This window comes from Sphingomonas arvum (assembly GCF_026013565.1).
Lineage (GTDB): Bacteria > Pseudomonadota > Alphaproteobacteria > Sphingomonadales > Sphingomonadaceae > Sphingomicrobium > Sphingomicrobium arvum.
Genome location: NZ_JAPDOB010000001.1, coordinates 1,323,463 through 1,343,377, shown reverse-complemented (window position 1 = coordinate 1,343,377; position 19,915 = coordinate 1,323,463). Strand labels below are relative to the sequence as shown.

General features: G+C 65.9%; 18 protein-coding genes. 3 read left to right on the top strand and 15 right to left on the bottom strand.

Going from position 1 to position 19,915, the window contains the following annotated elements:
• Positions 1-31: 31 nt before the first annotated feature.
• The 10 genes from rseP to OMW55_RS06555 form a co-directional block, all read right to left on the bottom strand.
• Positions 32-1,162: an RIP metalloprotease RseP gene (gene rseP, locus OMW55_RS06600; RefSeq protein ID WP_264881732.1), complete on the bottom strand. Its 1,131-nt coding sequence runs from the start codon at positions 1,160-1,162 to the stop codon at positions 32-34.
• Positions 1,162-2,319 (bottom strand): 1-deoxy-D-xylulose-5-phosphate reductoisomerase, encoded by a 1,158-nt coding sequence (locus OMW55_RS06595; RefSeq protein WP_264881730.1) that lies wholly within the window; start codon positions 2,317-2,319, stop codon positions 1,162-1,164. Before OMW55_RS06595 ends, rseP begins: the two co-directional genes overlap by 1 nt.
• Entirely contained in the window at positions 2,316-2,963 is a 648-nt protein-coding gene (locus OMW55_RS06590; RefSeq protein WP_264881729.1) for a phosphatidate cytidylyltransferase, read from the bottom strand. Before OMW55_RS06590 ends, OMW55_RS06595 begins: the two co-directional genes overlap by 4 nt.
• Positions 2,960-3,628: a polyprenyl diphosphate synthase gene (gene uppS / locus OMW55_RS06585; RefSeq protein ID WP_264882033.1), complete on the bottom strand. Its 669-nt coding sequence runs from the start codon at positions 3,626-3,628 to the stop codon at positions 2,960-2,962. Before uppS ends, OMW55_RS06590 begins: the two co-directional genes overlap by 4 nt.
• Positions 3,629-3,750: 122 nt before the next feature.
• Entirely contained in the window at positions 3,751-4,308 is a 558-nt protein-coding gene (gene frr, locus OMW55_RS06580; protein ID WP_264881728.1) for a ribosome recycling factor, read from the bottom strand.
• A gap of 3 nt (positions 4,309-4,311) precedes the next feature.
• Positions 4,312-5,037: a UMP kinase gene (gene pyrH / locus OMW55_RS06575; RefSeq protein WP_264881727.1), complete on the bottom strand. Its 726-nt coding sequence runs from the start codon at positions 5,035-5,037 to the stop codon at positions 4,312-4,314.
• Positions 5,038-5,173: 136 nt separating this feature from the next.
• A complete protein-coding gene (gene tsf, locus OMW55_RS06570; protein ID WP_264881726.1) occupies positions 5,174-6,109 on the bottom strand; it encodes a translation elongation factor Ts in 936 nt (311 codons plus the stop codon).
• Positions 6,110-6,201: 92 nt separating this feature from the next.
• Positions 6,202-6,954, bottom strand: coding sequence for a 30S ribosomal protein S2 (gene rpsB / locus OMW55_RS06565; protein ID WP_264881724.1), 753 nt, complete (start codon positions 6,952-6,954; stop codon positions 6,202-6,204).
• Positions 6,955-7,390: 436 nt separating this feature from the next.
• A complete protein-coding gene (locus tag OMW55_RS06560) occupies positions 7,391-8,158 on the bottom strand; it encodes a CDP-alcohol phosphatidyltransferase family protein (RefSeq protein ID WP_264882031.1) in 768 nt (255 codons plus the stop codon).
• Positions 8,159-8,199: 41 nt separating this feature from the next.
• On the bottom strand, positions 8,200-8,928 hold the full coding sequence (locus tag OMW55_RS06555) for a phosphatidylserine decarboxylase (protein WP_264881722.1): 729 nt from the start codon (positions 8,926-8,928) through the stop codon (positions 8,200-8,202).
• Positions 8,929-9,040: 112 nt separating this feature from the next.
• Between OMW55_RS06555 and OMW55_RS06550 the strand changes: the two genes are divergently transcribed.
• Positions 9,041-10,276 carry an NADP-dependent isocitrate dehydrogenase gene (locus OMW55_RS06550; RefSeq protein WP_264881721.1) on the top strand — a complete coding sequence of 412 codons (1,236 nt, stop codon included), beginning with the start codon at positions 9,041-9,043 and terminating at the stop codon, positions 10,274-10,276.
• Here the strand turns inward: OMW55_RS06550 and OMW55_RS06545 are convergent.
• The 3 genes from OMW55_RS06545 to OMW55_RS06535 all read right to left on the bottom strand — a co-directional run bounded on the left by OMW55_RS06545 (position 10,264) and on the right by OMW55_RS06535 (position 13,034).
• Positions 10,264-11,466, bottom strand: coding sequence for an FAD-dependent oxidoreductase (locus OMW55_RS06545; protein WP_264881719.1), 1,203 nt, complete (start codon positions 11,464-11,466; stop codon positions 10,264-10,266). The genes OMW55_RS06550 and OMW55_RS06545 overlap by 13 nt on opposite strands.
• 128 nt (positions 11,467-11,594) lie before the next feature.
• A complete protein-coding gene (locus OMW55_RS06540) occupies positions 11,595-12,791 on the bottom strand; it encodes an FAD-dependent oxidoreductase (RefSeq protein WP_264881717.1) in 1,197 nt (398 codons plus the stop codon).
• A gap of 30 nt (positions 12,792-12,821) precedes the next feature.
• Positions 12,822-13,034 (bottom strand): hypervirulence associated TUDOR domain-containing protein, encoded by a 213-nt coding sequence (locus OMW55_RS06535; RefSeq protein WP_264881716.1) that lies wholly within the window; start codon positions 13,032-13,034, stop codon positions 12,822-12,824.
• A 77-nt stretch (positions 13,035-13,111) separates the two neighbouring features.
• Here OMW55_RS06535 and OMW55_RS06530 point away from each other — a divergent pair, with 77 nt between their 5' ends.
• Entirely contained in the window at positions 13,112-14,845 is a 1,734-nt protein-coding gene (locus tag OMW55_RS06530) for a cation:proton antiporter domain-containing protein (RefSeq protein ID WP_264881715.1), read from the top strand.
• On the opposite strand, the gene alaS is transcribed toward OMW55_RS06530, so the two are convergent.
• Complete coding sequence (gene alaS, locus OMW55_RS06525; RefSeq protein WP_264881713.1) at positions 14,842-17,493, bottom strand: alanine--tRNA ligase; 2,652 nt, start codon at positions 17,491-17,493, stop codon at positions 14,842-14,844. The genes OMW55_RS06530 and alaS overlap by 4 nt on opposite strands.
• 247 nt (positions 17,494-17,740) lie before the next feature.
• Between alaS and OMW55_RS06520 the strand changes: the two genes are divergently transcribed.
• Positions 17,741-18,190 (top strand): DoxX family protein, encoded by a 450-nt coding sequence (locus OMW55_RS06520; protein WP_264881711.1) that lies wholly within the window; start codon positions 17,741-17,743, stop codon positions 18,188-18,190.
• Between the two features lie 9 nt (positions 18,191-18,199).
• On the opposite strand, the gene ettA is transcribed toward OMW55_RS06520, so the two are convergent.
• A complete protein-coding gene (gene ettA / locus OMW55_RS06515; protein WP_264881710.1) occupies positions 18,200-19,879 on the bottom strand; it encodes an energy-dependent translational throttle protein EttA in 1,680 nt (559 codons plus the stop codon).
• Between the last annotated feature and the right edge of the window lie 36 nt (positions 19,880-19,915).

Below are 19,915 nucleotides of genomic sequence, written 5' to 3'. Positions count from 1 at the left end.
CCCTGCCCCAGACGATCCGGTGGATCAAGCATTAGCCCGTTAGCTGGCCGATTTGCTCCCACAATCCAAACGACCCCAGGTCGTTGAAGGTGGTGAACAGAAACAGCGTCAGCAACGCCGCCATACCACCCCGAAACACCCACTCCTGCGCCCGTTCGCCAAGCGGACGCCGGCGCACCGCTTCCACCGTGTAGAGGGCGAGATGCCCACCATCGAGCATCGGGACTGGCAGCAGGTTGATGAACCCGAGGTTTATCGAGAATAGCGCGAGCAACTGGATGAACTCGAACGGACCAACCGACGCATATTGCCCGGCGATCTGCGCCATCTTCATGGCCCCGTGCAGCTCGTTCAAGGGTCGGCGGCCAGTCACCAGCTGCCAAAGCCCCTCGGCCATCGAACGGGTGGTTTGCCAAGTGGCCTGCACGCCCTCGGGCAAGGCTCGGAGCGGCCCCACTTTCTGATAAACTGGCGGCGGCATGGCAACGCCTAGCCGACCAACCCGGTAGATCTGCCCAAACCGATCCACTTCGCTCGCGGTCCCCAAGGTCACCGGAACGTCGATCACCTGACCCGACCGTTGCAGCCGGACCAGCACCCGCTCGCCAGGCCGAAGCACCGTGTACTGGCCAAGCTCGTTGAAGGTCTTAACCTGGCGCCCATCCATTTCCAGGATACGGTCGCCGACCTGCAGGCCCGCCTTGGCAGCGGCGCTCTGCGGGGCGACCATCGCCACCACGGGCGGCGTGCGGGGCGCGCCGAACACTAGGAAGAAGCCGGCGAAGATCAGTACCGCGAGGAGGAAGTTCGCAGCAGGGCCGGCGAGCACCACAAGGAACCGCTGCCAGACCGGCTTGGCATGGAAACTAACCGCCCGTTGTTGCGGGGTGAGCATGTCGAGGTCGCGGCCCATGCTGGCCGGGTCCATGTCACCCTCGAACCGCACGTAGCCGCCCAGCGGCAGCCAGCCGATCTTCCAACGCGTACCACGCCCGTCCGTCCAGCCGGCGATCTCGCGGCCAAAGCCGATGGAGAAGGTCTTGGCGCCGATGCCGCACCAGCGTCCGACCAGATAGTGACCCATTTCGTGAACGAAGACGAGCACGCCGATCGATCCGAGGAATGCCAGCACGATCAGCCAGAGCGGCGGTTGCGCAAGCATCAAGTGGCGTGCTCCAGCTGTAGGGACAGGACCTCGCGCGTGCGCCGGTCGATGGCGATGACGTCGGCGATGGAGGCGGGCGCGGGCTCAACCATTGTTTCCAAGGTCTCGCCTACGAGCCGGGCGATGTCCGTGAAGTGAATGGCGCCGGCCAGGAAGGCGGCGACGGCAGCCTCGTTGGCGGCGTTGAGCACCACCGGCGCTGCCCCACCGCTGCGCAGTGCCTCACGCGCCAGGCGTAAGGCTGGGAAACGTTCCTCGTCCGGCGCCTCGAAGTCGAGTCGCGCGACCTGCACCAGGTCGAGGCGCGCGACACCGGTCGCCATTCGTCTCGGCCAGGCCAAGGTATGCGCGATGGGCACCCTCATGTCTGATGGGCCGAGCTGGGCTAACAGCGAGCCGTCGGCATATTCGACCAAGCTGTGCACGATAGACTGCGGATGCACCAATATGTCGATCCGCTCGCCCGGGATGCCGAACAGGTAATGGGCCTCGATCAACTCTAGGCCCTTGTTCATCATGGTTGCGCTGTCGACCGAAATCTTGGCGCCCATTGACCAGTTTGGGTGCGCGACGGCTTGTGCCGGTGTCACCTGCGACATTTCGGCCTTGCTGCGGGTCCGGAACGGGCCACCGCTCGCCGTAAGGATCAATCTTGAGACCCGATCGAGATCCTGTCCCGCAAGGCACTGAAATATAGCGTTATGCTCGCTGTCGACTGGAAGCAGGGTGGCGCCGTTGCGAGCTGCGGCATCGGTCATCAGTCCCCCGGCCGTAACCAGCGCCTCCTTGTTGGCCAGTGCCACCGTCCTGCCCGCCGTAATTGCGGCCATCACCGGCTCAAGACCGGCGCAACCGACAATGGCGGCCATCACCCACTCGGCTTCACCAGCCGCCGCCTCGGCCAGCGCGGCCTGTCCGGCGGCAGCGCGAACACCGGTGCCTGCAAGGGCGTCCTTGAGCTCCGGCAGCAGTTGCTCGTCGGCGATAACTGCCAAGCGAGCTCCAACCCGCTGCGCATCAGCGGCAAGCTGTCGGACGTTGCTGGCGGCGGTCAGCGCGACTACCTCGAAGCTGTCTCGATCGGCAGCGAGCAGGTCGAGGGTCGACTGGCCGACTGACCCGGTCGCGCCGAGGATCGAGACCTTTCGACTCATGTCAGCCCTGCCAATACCATGCTGCCCGTCAGCGCGGCGACTGGCACCAGCCCGTCAAGCCGATCCAAAGCGCCGCCATGTCCCGGGATTAGGGCCCCGGCATCCTTCACCCCGGCTTTCCGCTTCAGCCAACTTTCGAATAGGTCCCCACCCGCGGCCGCCAGCGCGAACAAAGGTGCGAAAACGTACCACGGCCAGCTTAGACTGCTGGCGTCAGTCCACAACCCGCCGAGCAGGGTCGCGGCAATCACCCCGCCAACTAGTCCGGAGATCGTCTTGTTAGGGCTGATCGCTGGTGCCAGCTTTGGACCGCCGAAGGTACGGCCAGCGAAGAAGGCGCCGATGTCCGCGGCCCATGTTACGATGAATGCCCAGAGGACCAGGGCGAACCCCTGACTGCCCACCGGCTCGCCCGCGCGCTCACGAATCCAAAGCAAGGCAAGCGCCGGCACCAACGCGTAGAAAAAGCCTGCGATGTTCCAGCCGATGCCCCACCCCCGCACCATCCGCGCCCATTCGTAATACATGACGGTGGCAACGGCAGCGACGAAGATCGCAAAAACAGTACCACCGAACCATTCGGCGGTCAGCGCGGTTAGGATCATCGCCACTCCGGCGACGGTCCGCAGTCCGACTTCGCTCATCGGCCGCCAAACCGGCGCTGGCGACGCCCGTACTCAGCCAAAGCCTCGCCGAAGGCCGCTTCGTCGAAATCCGGCCACAGCACGTCAGTGAAGATCAGTTCCGCGTAAGCCGCTTGCCACAACAGGAAATTGCTTAGGCGAATCTCTCCTGACGTGCGGATCAGCAGGTCGAGTGGCGGTAGGTCTCGGGTCTGCAGCAGATCGCCGATCGCCTGCTCGTCGATCGCATCGGGAGCGATCTCACCCGCCACCGCACGTTGAGCGAGTCCGCGCGCGGCGGCCGCGATCTCGGCCTGGCTGCCGTAGTTCAACGCCACTACCAGCGTCAGCCGATCGTTATCACGTGTTTCGTCAACCGCTCGCTGAAGCCGGGCGAATAGCTCGTCGCCGAACGAGCGCGGCTCCCCTATCAGCTTCAGCCGCACCCGCTCTTTCTTCAGCGTCGCAAGCTCACGCTCGACGTAGAAGCGCATCAGCCCCTTGAGGTCGCTGACTTCTTCCTCAGACCGCCGCCAGTTCTCGCTGGAGAAGGCGTAGATGGTGAGGCACTCGACGCCGGCATCGGCCGCCGATTGCATTGCCCGGCGGACGGCTTCGGCGCCCGCGCGGTGCCCGGCCACCCGCGGCAGGCCCTTGCGCTCGGCCCAGCGCCCATTGCCATCCATGATGATGGCGACGTGGCGCGGCACCTGGCCAGAACCTCCCGCCCTCCTTGCGTCCAAGGACGCAGAATGCCCTGCCGACCGGCCGGCGACGGAACCGGAGACGACCGGTTGAGCGGGGGACGTCACTTGCCGAGGATTTCCTTTTCCTTGGCCTGGAACGCGGCGTCGATCTCCTTGATCGTGTCGTCCGTCATCTTCTGCACGTCCGTCTCCGACCGCTTGCGCTCGTCCTCGGAGATCTCGTGCTTCTTCTCGTCAGTCTTGAGCGCATCCATGCCGTCGCGGCGCACATTACGGACCGCCACCCGGGCCTTCTCCGCATACTGGCTGGCCAGCTTGGCGAGTTCCTTGCGCCGCTCCTCGGTCAGGTCCGGGATCGGCAGGCGGATCATCTGCCCGTCGGTGATCGGGTTGATGCCGAGGCCCGCGTTGCGGATCGCCTTCTCGACGGCGCTCATGTTCGACCGGTCCCAAACCTGCACCGAGAGCAAGCGCGGCTCCGGCGCGGACACCGTGGCCACCTGGTTCAGGGGCATGTTCGCGCCATAGACGTCGACCTGGATGGGATCGAGCAGGGCCGTCGACGCCCGGCCCGTACGCAGGCCGCCGAAATCGTGCTTCAGTGCGTCGACTGCGCCGTGCATGCGGCGCTGGATATCGACCTTCTCATAGGCGGGCATGGTTCAAGCTCCTTCGGTCTGGACGATCGTCGCAGTCCCCTCACCCGCCAGCACCTGGGCAAGATTGCCGGGCTGACGGATGTTGAACACGACGATCGGGATTTCGTTGTCGCGGCACAGCGCTACGGCCGCCGCGTCCATCACCTTAAGGTTGTCGGCGAGGACCCGGGAATAGCTGAGCGCGTCGTAGCGCCGCGCATCGGCCACCTTCTTGGGATCGGCATCGTAGACGCCATCCACGCTGGTGCCCTTGAAGAGCGCGTCGCAGCCCATTTCCGCGGCACGCAGCGCAGCGGCGGTGTCGGTGGTGAAGTACGGATTGCCCGTGCCGGCGGCGAAGATGACAATCCGGCCCTTTTCGATGTGCCGCAGTGCGCGGCGGCGGATATAGGGCTCGCTGACGGACGCCATCGGGATGGCCGACTGGACACGCGTGTCGACCCCTTGCTTCTCCAGCGCATTCTGGACCGCCAGCGCGTTCATCACCGTCGCCAGCATGCCCATGTAGTCCCCGGTCGCCCGGTCGAAGCCGCGCGCCGCCGCTGCCATGCCGCGGAAGATGTTGCCGCCGCCGATCACCAGGCACAGCTCGTGTCCCTGCGCCTTGGCCGCGGCAATCTCCGCCGCAAGGCCGGCGACCGTCTCAGGATCGATCCCGAACTGCCCTGGCCCCATCAACGCCTCACCCGAGAGCTTCAGGAGAATGCGGTTGAAGCGCGGGCGAGTCATGAGGCTGGCAGCATCCTTGGGTGGCAATGTAAGCGAGGGCGCTTCTATGGCGGTGCCCGGCAAATGCCAACCGCCGATACGAAAAGGGCGGAGCCGAAGCCCCGCCCTCTCTGTTCTGCTTGAGCTCCGACCCGGGTCAGGCGGCCTGGGTCTGGCCCGCAGCCGCGGCGACTTCGGCGGCGAAGTCGCTCTGCTGCTTCTCGATGCCCTCGCCCAGCTGGAAGCGCTTGTACGCCTTGAGGTGCACGGGCGCGCCGCACTCCTTGGCCGCGCCGGCAACGACGTCGCTGACGGGGGTCTTGTTGTCCATGACGAAGAGCTGGCTCAGCAGCGCGCTCTCCTTCTTGAACTTGGCGATGGCGCCGTCGACCATCTTCTCGACGATGTTGGCCGGCTTGCCGCTTTCCTTCGCCTTTTCGTTGGCGATGGCGCGCTCGCGCTCGATCAGCTCGGCGTCGAGGTCGTCGGCATGCAGCGCCTGCGGATTTGCCGCGGCGATGTGCATGGCCAGCTGCTTGCCTAGGGTCTGCAGAGTTTCGGCCGGAGCCGAGCCCTCCAGCGCGACCAGCACGCCGATCTTGCCCATGTTCGGCGCGACCGCATTGTGGACGTAGCTGATCACCGCACCTTCGGCGACCTCGAGCAGCGCGGTGCGGCGCAGCGACTGGTTCTCGCCAATCGTGGCGATGTTGTTGGTCAGCTTTTCTTCCACGGTGCCACCGCCCGGGTACTGAGCCGACTTCAGGGCGTCCACGTCGCCGTTCGCCGCCAGTGCCAGCTGCGCAACGTCACGAACGAACTCCTGAAACTGCTCGTTCTTGGCGACGAAGTCCGTCTCGGAGTTGACCTCCACAACGGCGCCGCGAGTGCCTTGGACGGCGACGCCGACCAGGCCCTCGGCCGCGGTGCGACCCGACTTCTTGGCAGCGGCCGCGAGGCCCTTGGCGCGCAGCCAGTCGACGGCGGGCTCCATCTCGCCACCCGTCTCCGCGAGCGCCTTCTTGCAGTCCATCATGCCGGCGCCGGTGCGCTCGCGCAGCTCCTTGACGCTGGCGGCCGTGATCTCAGCCATGCTCATCTTCCTCTTGGGGGTGTGCCCCTGCGACGGCAGGGGCGCCTTATTCTGATGTAGGTATCAGGCTCCCGCTTTCGCAGGAGCACCGATCACGCGACGGCCGCTTCCATCGGCGGCTCGGCCATCTCGCCAACGTCCTGGCCGCGCGACTGAGCCCCGCCAGCCTTGCCCGAGTTCGCTGCGGAGGCGATCGTCTCGCAGTAAAGGCGGATGGCACGGCTTGCGTCGTCGTTGCCGGGAACCGGGAAGGCGATGCCCTGCGGATTCGAGTTGCTGTCGAGGATGGCGACGACCGGAATGCCCAGCACGTTCGCTTCCTTGATCGCCAGCTCCTCCTTGTTGGTGTCGATCACGAACATGACGTCCGGCAGACCGCCCATGTCGCGAATGCCGCCGAGGCTCTTTTCCAGCTTGTCCCGCTCGCGGGTCAGCTGCAGCACTTCTTTCTTGGTCAGGCCGGCGGTATCGCCCGACAGCTGCTCCTCAAGGCTCTTCAGGCGCTTGATCGAGTTGCTGATGGTCTTCCAATTGGTCAGCATGCCGCCGAGCCAACGATGGTTGACGAAGTGCTGGCCGCTCGCGCGCGCTGCTTCAGCCACCGCGTCCTGCGCTTGGCGCTTGGTGCCGACGAACAGCACCTTGCCGCCGCGGGCGACAGACTGCTGGACGAAGTCGAGGGCGCGCGAGAACAGCGGAACCGTCTGCGACAGGTCGATGATGTGGACGCCATTGCGGTCGCCGAAGATGTACGGCTTCATCCGCGGGTTCCAGCGGTGGGTCTGGTGGCCGAAGTGGGCGCCGGCCTCAAGCAATTGCTGCAGCGTGACGAGCGGGCTCGCCATAGGGATGATTCCTTCCGGTTAGTGCCTCTGGGCGGCGGGAACGCAAAGCAGCCTGAACTGCCGGCGCACCGGGCTATGTTGCCACCCATGCGGGGTTAAGGAGCGCGCCCCTAGCGAAACGTGAGTGAGTACGCAAGCCGGTAGAAATCAGTTCCGGGCTTGACAGGTGCGGAACAAAGAGAGAACATTGGCGCAGAACCTCGGTTTACTTCTCCGTTTTGGAACGAAACGAATCGGAAACGGTTGACCGACAAAGCAAAGGAATCGCGCATGTTGCTGACCGTTCTGGCTTCTCTTCCCTTTGTTGGCGCTCTGGCCGTGTCGGCGAAGGTGCTGCGTTCGGAACTGGGTGGCAACTGGGCGAAAGTGGGCGCTGCGCTGCGGGGCGAATCGCCGCTTGCGATCGGCCTGGTTACCCGGCCGGTCACGGTGAAGTTCAGTTCGCGGCCGGTGCAGGCGCGGTCGGCCGTTCGCGCTGAGCCTCGTTGGCGCGTCGCCGCCTGAACCTGGCATAGCTCGCCAGGCCCATCGGAACGGTAACCAGGTACACGGCCGAGACTGCTAGCAGCGTCCACCAGGGCTCCACGGCCAGCGCCGCGACGAGCAGGGCCGCGAAGGCAAGGGCGAACAGCCGCATGGAGCGGCGGATTCGCAAGGAGCTCCAGCTGAAGGTGGGCAGGCTGGAGATCATCAGCAGAGCAATGAACAGCGTCCACGCCATCACCAGCGGCCAGCTGCGGAACCAGGCCTCGAAGCCGCTGCCCTGACTTACCAGCCACAGGTAAACAGGAACAAAGGCCAGACCGGCGCCTGCTGGAGCAGGTACGCCAGTGTTGAAGCCTGCGGATTTGTGGGGCTGATCGAGCGTCTCGATGCGGCTGTTAAAACGGGCGAGCCGAAGCGCGCAGCAGACCGCCAGTGCGAGCGCGGCGATCCAGCCGAACCGCGGTGCGTCCTTGAGCGACCACAGGAACAGAACCAACGCCGGCGCGGTGCCGAATGCGATATTGTCGGCGAGGCTGTCGAGTTCGGCGCCGAACTTGCTGTTCGCCTTAAGCAGGCGGGCGATCCGCCCGTCCAGCCCGTCCAGCACGCCCGCAAAGACGATGCTCGCCAGCGCCTTTTCCCACTCGCCACCAATGGCGAAACGCACGCCGGTGAGCCCGAGGCACAGCGCCGTGGCGGTAATCGCATTGGGGATCATAGCCCGCAGGGTAAGCCCGCCGGGCGCACGCGGCGCTTGGCTCACTGCGCGGATCCGGCGAGACCCGGGTCGACGCCCAGTTCGGCGACTACCGTCTCGCCCGCGATCGAGCGCTGGCCGAGCAGCAGGCGGGAGCCGGTGCCGGCCGGCAGGAACACGTCGACGCGACTGCCGAACCGGATCAACCCGATCCGCTCACCTGCCCCGACCTGGTCGCCTTCGGCCACGAAGGAAAGGATTCGGCGGGCGACCAGGCCGGCGATTTGGGTGAAGCCGATCTTCACGCCATCGGAGCTCTCGACTACGAAATGCTGCCGCTCATTGTCCTCGCTTGCCTTGTCGAGGTCCGCGTTGACGAACTTCCCGGGCACATAGGCAATGCGGCGCACCCGGCCGGCGATCGGCGAGCGGTTGATGTGCACGTCAAACACGCTCATGAAAATTGAGACACGCGTGAACTCGCCCTCCCCCAGTTCGGTACGGAGTTCCGGTGGCGCGGGCACCCGGACGATGTGCGTCACCAGCCCGTCTGCGGGTGCGACGATCAGCCGCGGGTCGAGCGGCGTGGTGCGTACAGGATCGCGGAAGAAGGCGGCGACCCAGATCGTTAGCCCGACCAGCAGCCAGCCGATGAAATGGCTGACCAGCAGGTAGGTGAGCAGGGTCACGCCGGCGGCGATCATGACGTACTTGCGTCCTTCGGGGTGAACGGACGGAAAGCGCCACTTGATGTTGGTAAGGTTGCTGTCGGGGTTGTTTAGCTGGGCCATGGGCAAGGCCCCTACCCTATTGCGCACCCAAGTTGCCAGAGCGCTCCGCCGGGGCTAGGGCGCCGCCCGATCCCTCAACCATCGAAAAAGCGAAAAGCAGGACCGCACGCCCATGGCCAAGATCAAGGTGAAGAACCCCGTTGTCGAGCTCGACGGCGACGAGATGACCCGCATCATCTGGCAATGGATTCGCGAACGCCTGATCCTGCCGTACCTCGACGTCGACCTGAAGTACTACGATCTGGGAATTGAGCACCGCGATGAGACCGAGGACAAGGTCACGGTCGAAGCGGCGAACGCCATCAAGGAGCATGGCGTTGGCGTGAAGTGCGCCACCATTACGCCCGACGAGCAACGGGTCGAGGAGTTCGGCCTCAAGAAGATGTGGAAGTCGCCCAACGGCACCATCCGCAACATTCTGGGCGGCGTGGTCTTCCGTGAGCCCATCGTGATCGCCAACGTCCCGCGGCTGATCCCGGGCTGGACCGACCCGATCGTCGTCGGCCGTCACGCGTTCGGCGACCAGTACAAGGCGACCGACTTCCGCGTTCCGGGCGCGGGCAAGCTGACCATGAAGTTCACTGGCGAGGACGGCCAGGTGATCGAGCATGAGGTGTTCGAGTTCGAGAGCTCGGGCGTCGCCATGGGCATGTACAATGTGGACGAGAGCATTCGCGACTTCGCCCGCGCCTGCCTCAATTATGGCCTGCAGCGCGGCTGGCCGGTGTACCTCAGCACCAAGAACACCATCCTCAAGGCCTATGACGGCCGGTTCAAGGACATATTCCAGGAGATCTACGACGCCGACTTCAAGGCGAAATTCGAGGCGGCCGGCATCGAGTACCAGCATCGCCTGATCGATGACATGGTCGCCTCCGCCCTGAAGTGGAGCGGCAAGTTCGTCTGGGCCTGCAAGAACTACGATGGCGATGTTCAGTCGGACCAGGTCGCGCAGGGTTTCGGTTCACTGGGTCTGATGACCTCCGTCCTGATGACCCCAGACGGCCAGACGGTTGAGGCCGAGGCTGCCCACGGCACCGTGACGCGCCACTACCGCATGCACCAGCAGGGCAAGGCCACTTCGACCAACCCGATCGCGTCGATCTTCGCCTGGACGGGAGGCCTCAAGTTCCGCGGCCGGATCGACGAGACCCCGGACGTGGTGCAGTTCGCCGAGACGCTGGAGCGGGTCTGCGTCGAGACGGTCGAAGCGGGCCACATGACCAAGGACTTGGCCATCCTGGTCGGGCCGGACCAGCCGTGGATGACGACCGAGCAATTCTTTGAGGCGATCCGCGCCAATCTCGAGAAGGCCATGCAGGCCGAGGGCATCGGTCAGGCCGCGTAAGCGTCCGGCGACTGTACCCGTTCCCGCCGCACGCCCAAGCCGATCATCCGGCCCGGGATGCGGCGGAGCAGCGGGGCCTTGTTCAAGAGCTTCACCAGCCAGGGCGCGTCGGCGAGCGGCGGCCCTGGCTCAAGCAGGCGGCCGATGATCCGGTCCTGCGCCGCTTTCTGCGCCGACTGCACCAGCCGCGTGGGCAACAGGCGGCGATCCTGAACGGCGTGCAGCAATCGGTCCGTGTCTTCGCCACGCGCCAACGGCTCTGCCAGGAGGTTGGCCGCGGCGACCGCATCCTGCACGGCGAGGTTGATGCCAATCCCGCCGATTGGACTCATCGCGTGAGCCGCATCCCCGATCGCCAGCAGGCCTGGCCGGTGCCAGCACGTCAACCGGTCGAGCGAGACGCTAAGTAGCCTGAGGTCATCGACCCCGTGCAACGCGGAGATGTCTAGCTCCGGCGCGGCCGCGGCCACCGCTTGCCGGATGGGCTCGATGCCGCCCCTGGTCAGTTCCTCGGCCTTGCCCTTGGGGATCAGGAACGCGCACTGCCAATAGTCGGCGCGATCGATCATCACCAGCAGGCGGCCGCGCTCGATCGAACCGCGCAGCGCCGTCCCTGACCGGGTCTTCGGAATGCGGAACCAGAAGACGTCCATGGGGGCGCCGAGCTTTTCGACCGGCAGCAGCTGTTGTTCGCGGACCAGCGAGAAGCGGCCGTCCGCGGCGATGGTCAGGCGCGCACGCCGCTCGCTTCCATCCGCCAGGCGGACCCCGGCGACGCGCCCGCCGTCCTCGATGAAGGTGGTCACCGGCGCGCTCAGCTCAAGCGTGAAGCCCGGGTAGCGCTCGGCCTTGCTCCGCAGGAAGTCAAGGAACTCCCATTGCGGCATCATGGCGATGAACGGCGCTGGCGTGGCGAGATGCGAGAGGTCACCGACGACCCAGTCCTGCCCGGCGATACGCAGCTCGGCCCTGTCGAGCCGGTTGTGCGGACGGTTCAGAAAGTCATCCAGAAAGCCCAGTTCGGCCAGGATCTCCATGGTCGAGGGGTGGACGGTGTCGCCCCGGAAGTCCCGAAAGAAGTCGGCATGCTCCTCCAGCACGGTTACGCTGCAGCCGGCGCGGGCGAACAGCAGTCCGGTCATCACGCCGGCCGGGCCGCCGCCAACGACGATCAGGTCCCGCTCAGCCACGAATCGCTCCTTCGCATACACAGGACGGCCCACACGGCCTCCATCCTGTCACCTCCGCTGCACCCGATGGCCCTCGAGCTGCGGAGCGCCGCAGCCTGACAGACGAAATCCTGGCCGGAAAGCCCTCTTCAGGCTGCGGCCACGCGCTCCCGCCGCACGCCAAGCGCGATCGCGCGCCCGGGGATGCGCCGCAGCGCGGGGAAGCGCTGCAAGACCAGCAGGGGTAATGGCGGCCTCAGCAACTCAGTCTGCCGACGCATGACCGGTGCGAGCACCCAATCCTGTGCGATCTTCTGGACGAGCTGGATCAGGCGCGTCGAGCCAGCGCGCCGCCGCTGCACCCGGCGCAGCAGCCCGTCCACCGGCTCACCGCCGGCGAGCGGACCCGCCAGGATGTTGGCGGCGGCGACGGCGTCCTGAATGGCAAGGTTTATGCCGATGCCTCCCATCGGGCTCATCGCATGGGCAGCGTCGCCGATCGCCAGCAGGCCGGGCCGATGCCAGCGTTTCAGGCGATCCAGGCTGACTTCCAGTAAGTGCAGCTGATCAAGGTCATTGAGGTCGTCCCGGAGCGCGCCGAGCCTCGGCTCGACGGCTTCGACCTCGGCCCTGATCGCGTCGATGCCGAGCTGTTTTAGGTCGGATGCCCGGCCCTTGGGGAAGACCAGCGCGCATTGCCAGTAGCTACCGCGGTCTACGCGCACGAGGATGCGGCCGTGCTCAACCGCGATCCGTAACGTGCCATGCTCGGCAGTACGCTTGGGCAGCTCGAACCAGAAGACGTCGATGGGCGAGCCGAGGTCCTTGGCGGGCAGCAGACGGTCGCGCCGCACCACGCTATGCCGCCCATCGGCGGCGATGGTCAGGCTGGCGCGAACCTCTTGGCCGCTGCCGAGCCGGACGCCGGTGATCCGCCCCTGATCCTCCAGGTAGCGCTCCACCGGTGCGCCCATGTCGAGGCGGAAGTTCGGGTAGGCTGACGCCTCGCGGCGCAGGAAGTCGAGGAATTCCCATTGCGGCATCATCGCCACGAACGGCGTGCGGCTACGCACCCGGCTGAGGTCGCCGACCACCAGGTCGCGACCGCCGATCCGCAGTTCCGCCCGCTGCAGCCGCTGGTGCGGCCGCGCCAGAAAGCGATCGAGCAGTCCAAGCTGCTCCAGCACCTCCATGGTCGATGGGTGCACCGTGTCGCCGCGGAAGTCGTGCAGGAAGTCGGAATGCTTCTCGATCACCCGCACGCTGACGCCGGCGCGCGCGAACAGCAGGCCGGCCATCATGCCGCACGGCCCGCCACCGACGATCAGCAGCTGTGGTTCTGTCATCGGGGCTGCTATCGCTTGCAACGTCGGCAATCAGGCCTTCTTGAGCTCGCCCGGCTTGTGCGCCGCTTCCTTGCCGCTCTTGGCGCTCTTGACGAGGTATTCGGGATTGTCCTTGGACGCGGCGACCTTGTGGCCCTTGATCTGCATAGGGCTGGTCAGCTTCTTCTCGACCTTTCCGACCGAATGCCCGCCACTGGAGTCCCACTGGACCTTGTCGCCGGCCTTGAACGTCTTCTCCGCCATCGGTTTTCTCCTGAAACTCAATGCAGAACGAGCTACCGTGCGCTTGGCTCCTGCCGTGACGCCTGCTTAATGAGGCCATGGCCGACGCAGTCCAGATCAGCCCGGCGGTATCGGATGCCCTGACCATTCTCGGCGCGGCAGGCGTCGTCATCCCGACCTTTGCCCGGCTGAAAATCTCGCCGGTGCTCGGCTTCATCATCGTCGGTGTGGTCGGCGGTCCGCACGTGCTCGGCGGGCTGGCGGACCGGCACCATTGGCTGGAGGCATTCAGCATCAACGATCCGGCCGGGATCGAGCCGTTCGCCGAGTTCGGAATCCTCCTGCTGCTGTTCGCCATTGGGCTGGAGATCAGCTTCCGTCGGCTGAACGCCATGCGGACCGCGGTGTTCGGTCTGGGCGGCGTGCAGATGCTCAGCACCGCGCTGGTGGTCACGGCTGCCGCCCTCCTAGCGCAGGCGACGCCGTCCAGTTCGGTGGTGCTCGGACTGGCCCTGGCCATGAGTTCCACGGCGCTGGTGCTGCCGATCGCCGGAACGACCAGCGTGGTTGGGCGCGCCGCGCTGGCGATCCTGCTGTTCCAGGACCTCAGCCTCGTACCCATCCTGTTCCTGCTCGACGCGGGTGCCGGCTCCGAGGCCATAGTCGGGACGCTGCTCGCCGGATTGGGGGTGATTGCCGGGCTGCTGTTGGTGGGCAAGTTCCTGCTGCCAACCTTGTTCGCCCAGGCGGCGCGGACGAAAAGCCCGGAGCTGTTCTTCAGCATCAGCATCCTCGTCCTGATGCTGTGCAGCATGGCCACCGGGCAGGTCGGTCTGGGCGCCAGCTTGGGGGCGCTGCTCGCCGGATTGATGATTGCGGAAACGGACTATCATTCCGAGGTGGAAGTCATCACCGCACCGCTGCGCGGCCTGGCCTTGGGCGTGTTCCTGATCAGCGTCGGCCTACGGCTGGATTTGCCGGCGATCGCGGCCGACTGGCCGTTGCTGCTGGGAGCATTGGCAGCGGTGCTGGTGCTCAAGAGCGGCATCATCATGGCGCTGCTGCGGTGGCGCGGGCGGCGGGCGAGCGCGGCGGTCGAGGCGGGCTTCCTGCTGTCCAGCCCGTCGGAGCTGACGCTGATCGTGCTCACCGCGGCGGCGGCGGCCGGTGTGATCAGCGGCCGCGAGGCCGAGTTCTGGACGATCGTCACCGCGCTTGGACTGACGCTGACGCCGGTGCTGGCGGCGCTTGGGCGGCGGCTGTCGCGGCGGATCGATCCCGAAGCGCTCGGCAGCGGTGCGGGGGACACGGCCGGGCTGACGCTGATCTTCGGCTTCGGACGCGTCGGGCGGCTAGTTGCGGACATGCTGGCGAGCCACGGTCGGCGCTACCTGGCGGTGGACGGGGACATCGACTGCGTGGCCGAGGCCCGGACGGCCGACTACCGGGTGATCTTCGGCGACGTGGCGCGCGGCCACCCAGTCGAGCGGTTCGGCCTGCAGGATGCGGCGGCGGTGGTGCTGACCATGGACGACCCCGTGCTGACCGTGCGCCTGACCCGCGCCATTCGCGAGGCCTGCCCGCAATTGACCATTGTTGCCCGGGCGCGAGATGCGGCCCATGCGGCGCAGCTGTACAAGGCGGGCGCGACCGATGCCGTGCCGGAGACCATGGAGGGCAGCCTGCAGATGAGCGAGGCGGTGCTGGTCGACATCGGCGTTGCCATGGGCCCGGTGATCGCCTCCATCCACGAGAAGCGCTCCGAACTTCGCGCTCAGATCCGGGAGGAAGGCGAGCTCAGCGCCGAGCCGGCGTTGGGGCGGCGGCGCTAGGCGCTGACCTTCGCCAGCGCGTCGCGAATGGCGGCGAGCGCCTCGGTCGCCTTGGTGCCGTCCGGTCCGCCGCCTTGGGCCATGTCGGGCCGGCCGCCGCCGCCCTGCCCGCCAAGCGCCGCGACTGCCGCCTTGACCAGGTCGACAGCGGACAGCTGGCCCGCGAGGTCGTCGGTGACGCCCGCCGCCACGCTGGCGCGGCCGTCGTTCACCGCGATCAGCGCCGCTACGCCGCGACCGAGCTGCTTCTTGAGCGTGTCAATCTCCGGGCGCAGTGCCTTGGGGTCGAGACCCTCGACCACGCGACCGATGAACGGCACGCCGGCGACCTCCTCTGGCCCGCTGGACTGAGCGGCACCGCCGCCCATGGCGAGCTGCTTGCGGGCTTCGGCCAGCTCACGCTCGAGCTTGCGCGTCTGTTCGACCAGCGCGGCGACGCGGGCGGGCGCCTCGTCGGGTGCGGCCTTGAGGCTCGCGGCGATGTCGCGGAGCCGGGCATCGCGGCCGATCAGCCACTGGCGCGCGGCCTCGCCGGTCAGCGCCTCGATGCGGCGGACCCCGGAACTGACGGCGCTTTCCGAGACGATCTTGAACAGGGCGATGTCTCCGAGTGCGCTGACGTGGGTCCCGCCGCACAGCTCGACCGAATAGGTGGAGTCGCCGTCGAGGCCCATGGAAAGCACCCGGACCTCGTCGCCATACTTCTCGCCGAACAGGGCCATTGCGCCTTCCGCGATCGCCTCGTCCGGGGTCATCAGGCGAGTTGCGACCGGCTGGTTGTGGCGAATGTGCGCGTTCACCTCGGCTTCAATCGCCGCGATGTCGTCGGCGGTAAGCGCGGACGGGTGCGAAAAGTCGAACCGCAGGCGGTCGGGAGCGACCAGGCTGCCCTTTTGGCTGACATGCGTACCGAGGCGGTGGCGCAGGGCGGCGTGCAGCAGGTGCGTGGCGCTATGGTTGGCGCGAACCGCCCGACGCCGCTCCTCGTCGACGCTCTGGTGGAGCGACTCTCCGACTTTCACGGAGCCTGCACGAATCGTAGCAGTCAGCGCATGCAGGCGGCCGAGCGGCTTTGATGTATCTGTAACATCAGCTTGCAGGCCATTGAGGCTGCTCAGTTTTCCGGCGTCGCCGACCTGCCCACCGCTTTCCCCGTAGAAGGGCGTTTGGTTGAGCAGCAGCTGGACGGTTTCCCCCTCCCCGACCTGCTCGACGCGCTGGCCATCCTTGATGATCGCCAGAACGACGCCTTCGCCCTCGTGGCCGGCGTATCCGGTGAACTCTGTCGCACCATGTTCCTCGGCAAGGTCGAACCAGAGCTCGTCGGAGACTTTCTCACCGGAGCCTTTCCAGGCGGCGCGCGCCCGGGCCTTCTGCTCGGCCATCGCGCTGTCGAAGCCGCCGCGATCGACTGACAACCCCTGCGAGCGCAGCGCGTCTTCGGTGAGATCGTAGGGAAAGCCGAAGGTGTCGTAGAGCCTGAACGCGGTCTCGCCCGGCAGCGTGCCGCCCTGCGCCAGGCTCGCGGTCGCTTCGTCCAGCAGCTTCAGGCCATTGCTGAGCGTCTGGCGAAAGCGGGTCTCCTCCTGACGGAGCGTGGCCTCGATCAACGGCTGCGCGCGGACCAGCTCTGGATAGGCGGCCCCCATCTCGGCGACCAATGCGGGCACCAGACGGTGCATCAGCGGTTCGGCCGCACCGAGCAGGTGCGCATGGCGCATCGCCCGGCGCATGATCCGGCGCAGGACGTAGCCTCGCCCTTCGTTCGCCGGCAGCACGCCGTCCGCCACAAGGAAGCCAGCAGCCCGCAAATGATCGGCGATCACCCGGTGCGAAGCCTGCTGCTCGCCCTCTGCGCGAGTGCGGGTGAGTTCTTCCGAGGCATGAATCAGCGCCCTGAACGTGTCCGTGTCATAGTTGTCGTGCACGCCCTGCATGACGGCCGCGATGCGCTCCAGACCCATGCCGGTGTCGATCGAAGGGCGCGGCAGATCGGAAACGATCTGCTCGTTTTCCTGCAGGTGCTGCATGAAAACGAGGTTCCAGATCTCGACGAAGCGATCCCCATCCTCGTCCGGGCTGCCGGGAGGGCCGCCGGGGATGTGGTCGCCGTGATCGAAGAAGATCTCCGAGCAAGGCCCGCTCGGGCCGTCCGGGCCCATCGCCCAGAAATTGTCCTTGGTGGCGATTCGGATGATGCGCTCGTCAGGCAGGCCGGCGATCCGCTTCCATAAGTCGAATGCTTCGTCATCCGTGTGATAGACCGTCACCGTCAGCCGGTCGGGCGAAAGACCCCACTCTTTGGTCAGCAACCCCCAGGCGAGGGTGATTGCGCGCTCCTTGAAATAGTCGCCGAACGAGAAGTTGCCGAGCATTTCAAAAAACGTGTGGTGGCGCGCGGTGTAGCCAACATTGTCGAGGTCGTTGTGCTTGCCGCCGGCGCGGACGCACTTTTGCGAGCTGGTGGCGGTGCTGTACGGGCGGGTCTCGAGGCCGGTGAACACGTTCTTGAACGGCACCATGCCCGCGTTGACAAACATCAAGGTCGGATCGTTCTGCGGAACCAGCGGCGCGGAGGGCTGGCGCGAGTGCCCGTTGCGCTCGAAATAATCGAGGAAGCTGCGGCGAATGTCGTTGGTCGAAGTCATGGGTGCGCTCTTAACACGGCCATGTTGCAGTGCGGAAGGCGACAAAGGCGACACCTAGAAACCTACCACTGCTCCTTGCCGAATTCCGGCTATCCCGCGGCTTGCCTTGGTAGTGGGCACAAGAGCGCGCATGCGACCGGTTCGAGCAGGCTCAATCCTATTGTGCAAGGCTTAAGCGGAGCAATGGTTGCGGAGGTGAACCGAAATGCCGATGGGGCGTTCGGGAGCGGCAACCGGGAGAGATTGAATGGCGAGTGAGACATTGGCGGCTGGGCAGGGCCGCTGGGCGCCGCAGGCACTCGCGACGCTGCGGATCATGGCCGGCTTGCTGTTCATGGCGCACGGGACGGCCAAGCTGTTCGGCTTCCCCGCCACCGGCATGCCAATGCCGCCGGTCGGGTCGCTGCTGTGGATCGGCGGCGTACTCGAGGCGCTCGGCGGGCTGCTGCTGGTAGTCGGCCTGTTCAGCCGGCCCGTCGCCTTCGTGGTGGCTGGCGAGATGGCCGTCGCCTATTTCATGTTTCACGCGCCACAGGGCTTCTACCCCGCGGCGAACGGGGGCGACGCGGCCATCCTGTTCTGCTTTATCTTCCTGCTGATTGCAGCCGCGGGCCCGGGCGCGTGGAGCCTTGATGGACGACGCCATCTTGCAGGTCGCTCAAGCGCTCGGCTGAACGAGCCAGCCGAGCGCTCGTAGAAGACCAGGTTAGCGGGCGAGTTTCTTGTAGCTCGTCCGCGTCGGGCGGTCCGCCTCCGGGCCCAGACGACGCTTCTTGTCTTCCTCGTAGGCTTCGAAGTTGCCTTCGAACCATTCGACATGGCTGTCGCCCTCGAATGCGAGGATGTGGGTCGCCAGGCGGTCGAGGAAGAAGCGGTCGTGGCTGATGACCACGGCGCAGCCTGCGAAGTTCTCGATGGCTTCCTCGAGCGCGCCCAGCGTCTCGACGTCGAGGTCGTTGGTGGGCTCGTCGAGGAGCAGCACGTTGCCGCCGCGCTTCAGCATTTTGGCGATGTTGACGCGGTTGCGCTCACCGCCGGAGAGCTTGCCGACGTTCTTCTGCTGGTCCTGTCCCTTGAAGTTGAACGCACCGACATAGGCGCGGGTGGACTGGTCGTGGCCGTTGACCTTCATGTAGTCGAGCCCGTCCGAGATCTCCTCCCAGACGTTCTTCTTCGCATCGAGGTGGTCGCGGCTCTGGTCGACATAGCCCAGGTGCACGGTCGGGCCGATGTCGACGTTGCCCGAGTCGGGCTGCTCCTGGCCGGTGATCAGCTTGAACAGGGTCGACTTGCCGGCGCCGTTCGGGCCGATCACGCCGACGATGCCGCCGGGCGGAAGGGTGAAGGTCAGGTCCTCGAACAATACCTTGTCGCCATAGGCCTTGGTGACGCCATTGACCTCGATGACCTTGCCACCCAGGCGTTCGGGCACCTGGATGAGGATTTCGGCCTTGCCGGGAATGCGCTTCTCCTGGCTGGCGACCAGCTGGTCGAACTTGGCGATACGCGCCTTGGACTTGGTCTGGCGGGCCTTGGCGCCCTGCCTGATCCACTCCAGCTCGTCCTTGATCGCCTTCTGGCGGCCGGACTCCTCGCGCTCCTCCTGCTCCAGCCGCTTGGCCTTCTTCTCCAGGTAGGTCGAGTAATTGCCCTCGTAGGGGAAGTACTTGCCGCGGTCGATCTCGAGGATCCACTGCACCACATTGTCGAGAAAGTAGCGGTCGTGGGTAATCATCAGCACCGCGCCCGGATATTCCTTGAGGTGGTTCTCCAGCCACAGCACGCTCTCGGCGTCGAGGTGGTTGGTCGGCTCGTCAAGCAGCAGGATCGACGGCTTCTGGATCAGCAGGCGCGTCAAGGCCACGCGGCGCTTCTCACCGCCGCTCAAGTTATCCACTGCGGCTTCGGACGGCGGGCAGCGCAGCGCCTCCATTGCGATCTCGAGCTGGTTGTCGAGCGTCCAGCCATCGACCGCGTCGATCTTGCCCTGGAGCTCGCCCATCTCCTCCATCAGCGCATCGAAGTCGGTGTCGTCCTTGGGATCACCCATCTCGGCCGAGATCGCATTGAAGCGATCGACCATGTCGGCCACCTCGCGGGCACCGTCCTTGACGTTCTCCAGCACGTTCTTGGTGGGGTCGAGTTGCGGCTCCTGTGCCAGATAGCCGACGGTGACATTCTCGCCCGGCCAGGCTTCGCCTTGGAAGTCCGTGTCGACCCCTGCCATGATCTTCATCAGGGTCGACTTGCCGGCACCATTGGGTCCGACGATGCCGATCTTGGCACCATGGTAGAATTGCAGGTTGATGTTGTTTAGCACCGGCTTCTGCGCGCCGGGGAAGGACTTCACCATGTCCTTCATCACATAAGCATATTGAGCGGCCATGGGGTCGCGAGGTCCTTGCTGCGGTGGGTTGATTGC

What these genes read in the sequence shown, in the direction of transcription:
- OMW55_RS06540 (WP_264881717.1), bottom strand. Translation starts at nt 12,791, where the DNA reads ATGACAGAACCACAGCTGCTGATCGTCGGTGGCGGGCCGTGCGGCATG.
- pyrH (WP_264881727.1), bottom strand. Translation starts at nt 5,037, where the DNA reads ATGACTCGCCCGCGCTTCAACCGCATTCTCCTGAAGCTCTCGGGTGAG.
- rpsB (WP_264881724.1), bottom strand. Translation starts at nt 6,954, where the DNA reads ATGGCGAGCCCGCTCGTCACGCTGCAGCAATTGCTTGAGGCCGGCGCC.
- OMW55_RS06535 (WP_264881716.1), bottom strand. Translation starts at nt 13,034, where the DNA reads ATGGCGGAGAAGACGTTCAAGGCCGGCGACAAGGTCCAGTGGGACTCC.
- OMW55_RS06555 (WP_264881722.1), bottom strand. Translation starts at nt 8,928, where the DNA reads ATGGCCCAGCTAAACAACCCCGACAGCAACCTTACCAACATCAAGTGG.
- OMW55_RS06590 (WP_264881729.1), bottom strand. Translation starts at nt 2,963, where the DNA reads ATGAGCGAAGTCGGACTGCGGACCGTCGCCGGAGTGGCGATGATCCTA.
- OMW55_RS06560 (WP_264882031.1), bottom strand. Translation starts at nt 8,158, where the DNA reads ATGATCCCCAATGCGATTACCGCCACGGCGCTGTGCCTCGGGCTCACC.
- rseP (WP_264881732.1), bottom strand. Translation starts at nt 1,162, where the DNA reads ATGCTTGCGCAACCGCCGCTCTGGCTGATCGTGCTGGCATTCCTCGGA.
- frr (WP_264881728.1), bottom strand. Translation starts at nt 4,308, where the DNA reads ATGCCCGCCTATGAGAAGGTCGATATCCAGCGCCGCATGCACGGCGCA.
- ettA (WP_264881710.1), bottom strand. Translation starts at nt 19,879, where the DNA reads ATGGCCGCTCAATATGCTTATGTGATGAAGGACATGGTGAAGTCCTTC.
- OMW55_RS06595 (WP_264881730.1), bottom strand. Translation starts at nt 2,319, where the DNA reads ATGAGTCGAAAGGTCTCGATCCTCGGCGCGACCGGGTCAGTCGGCCAG.
- alaS (WP_264881713.1), bottom strand. Translation starts at nt 17,493, where the DNA reads ATGACTTCGACCAACGACATTCGCCGCAGCTTCCTCGATTATTTCGAG.
- uppS (WP_264882033.1), bottom strand. Translation starts at nt 3,628, where the DNA reads ATGGATGGCAATGGGCGCTGGGCCGAGCGCAAGGGCCTGCCGCGGGTG.
- OMW55_RS06550 (WP_264881721.1), top strand. Translation starts at nt 9,041, where the DNA reads ATGGCCAAGATCAAGGTGAAGAACCCCGTTGTCGAGCTCGACGGCGAC.
- OMW55_RS06530 (WP_264881715.1), top strand. Translation starts at nt 13,112, where the DNA reads ATGGCCGACGCAGTCCAGATCAGCCCGGCGGTATCGGATGCCCTGACC.
- OMW55_RS06520 (WP_264881711.1), top strand. Translation starts at nt 17,741, where the DNA reads ATGGCGAGTGAGACATTGGCGGCTGGGCAGGGCCGCTGGGCGCCGCAG.
- tsf (WP_264881726.1), bottom strand. Translation starts at nt 6,109, where the DNA reads ATGGCTGAGATCACGGCCGCCAGCGTCAAGGAGCTGCGCGAGCGCACC.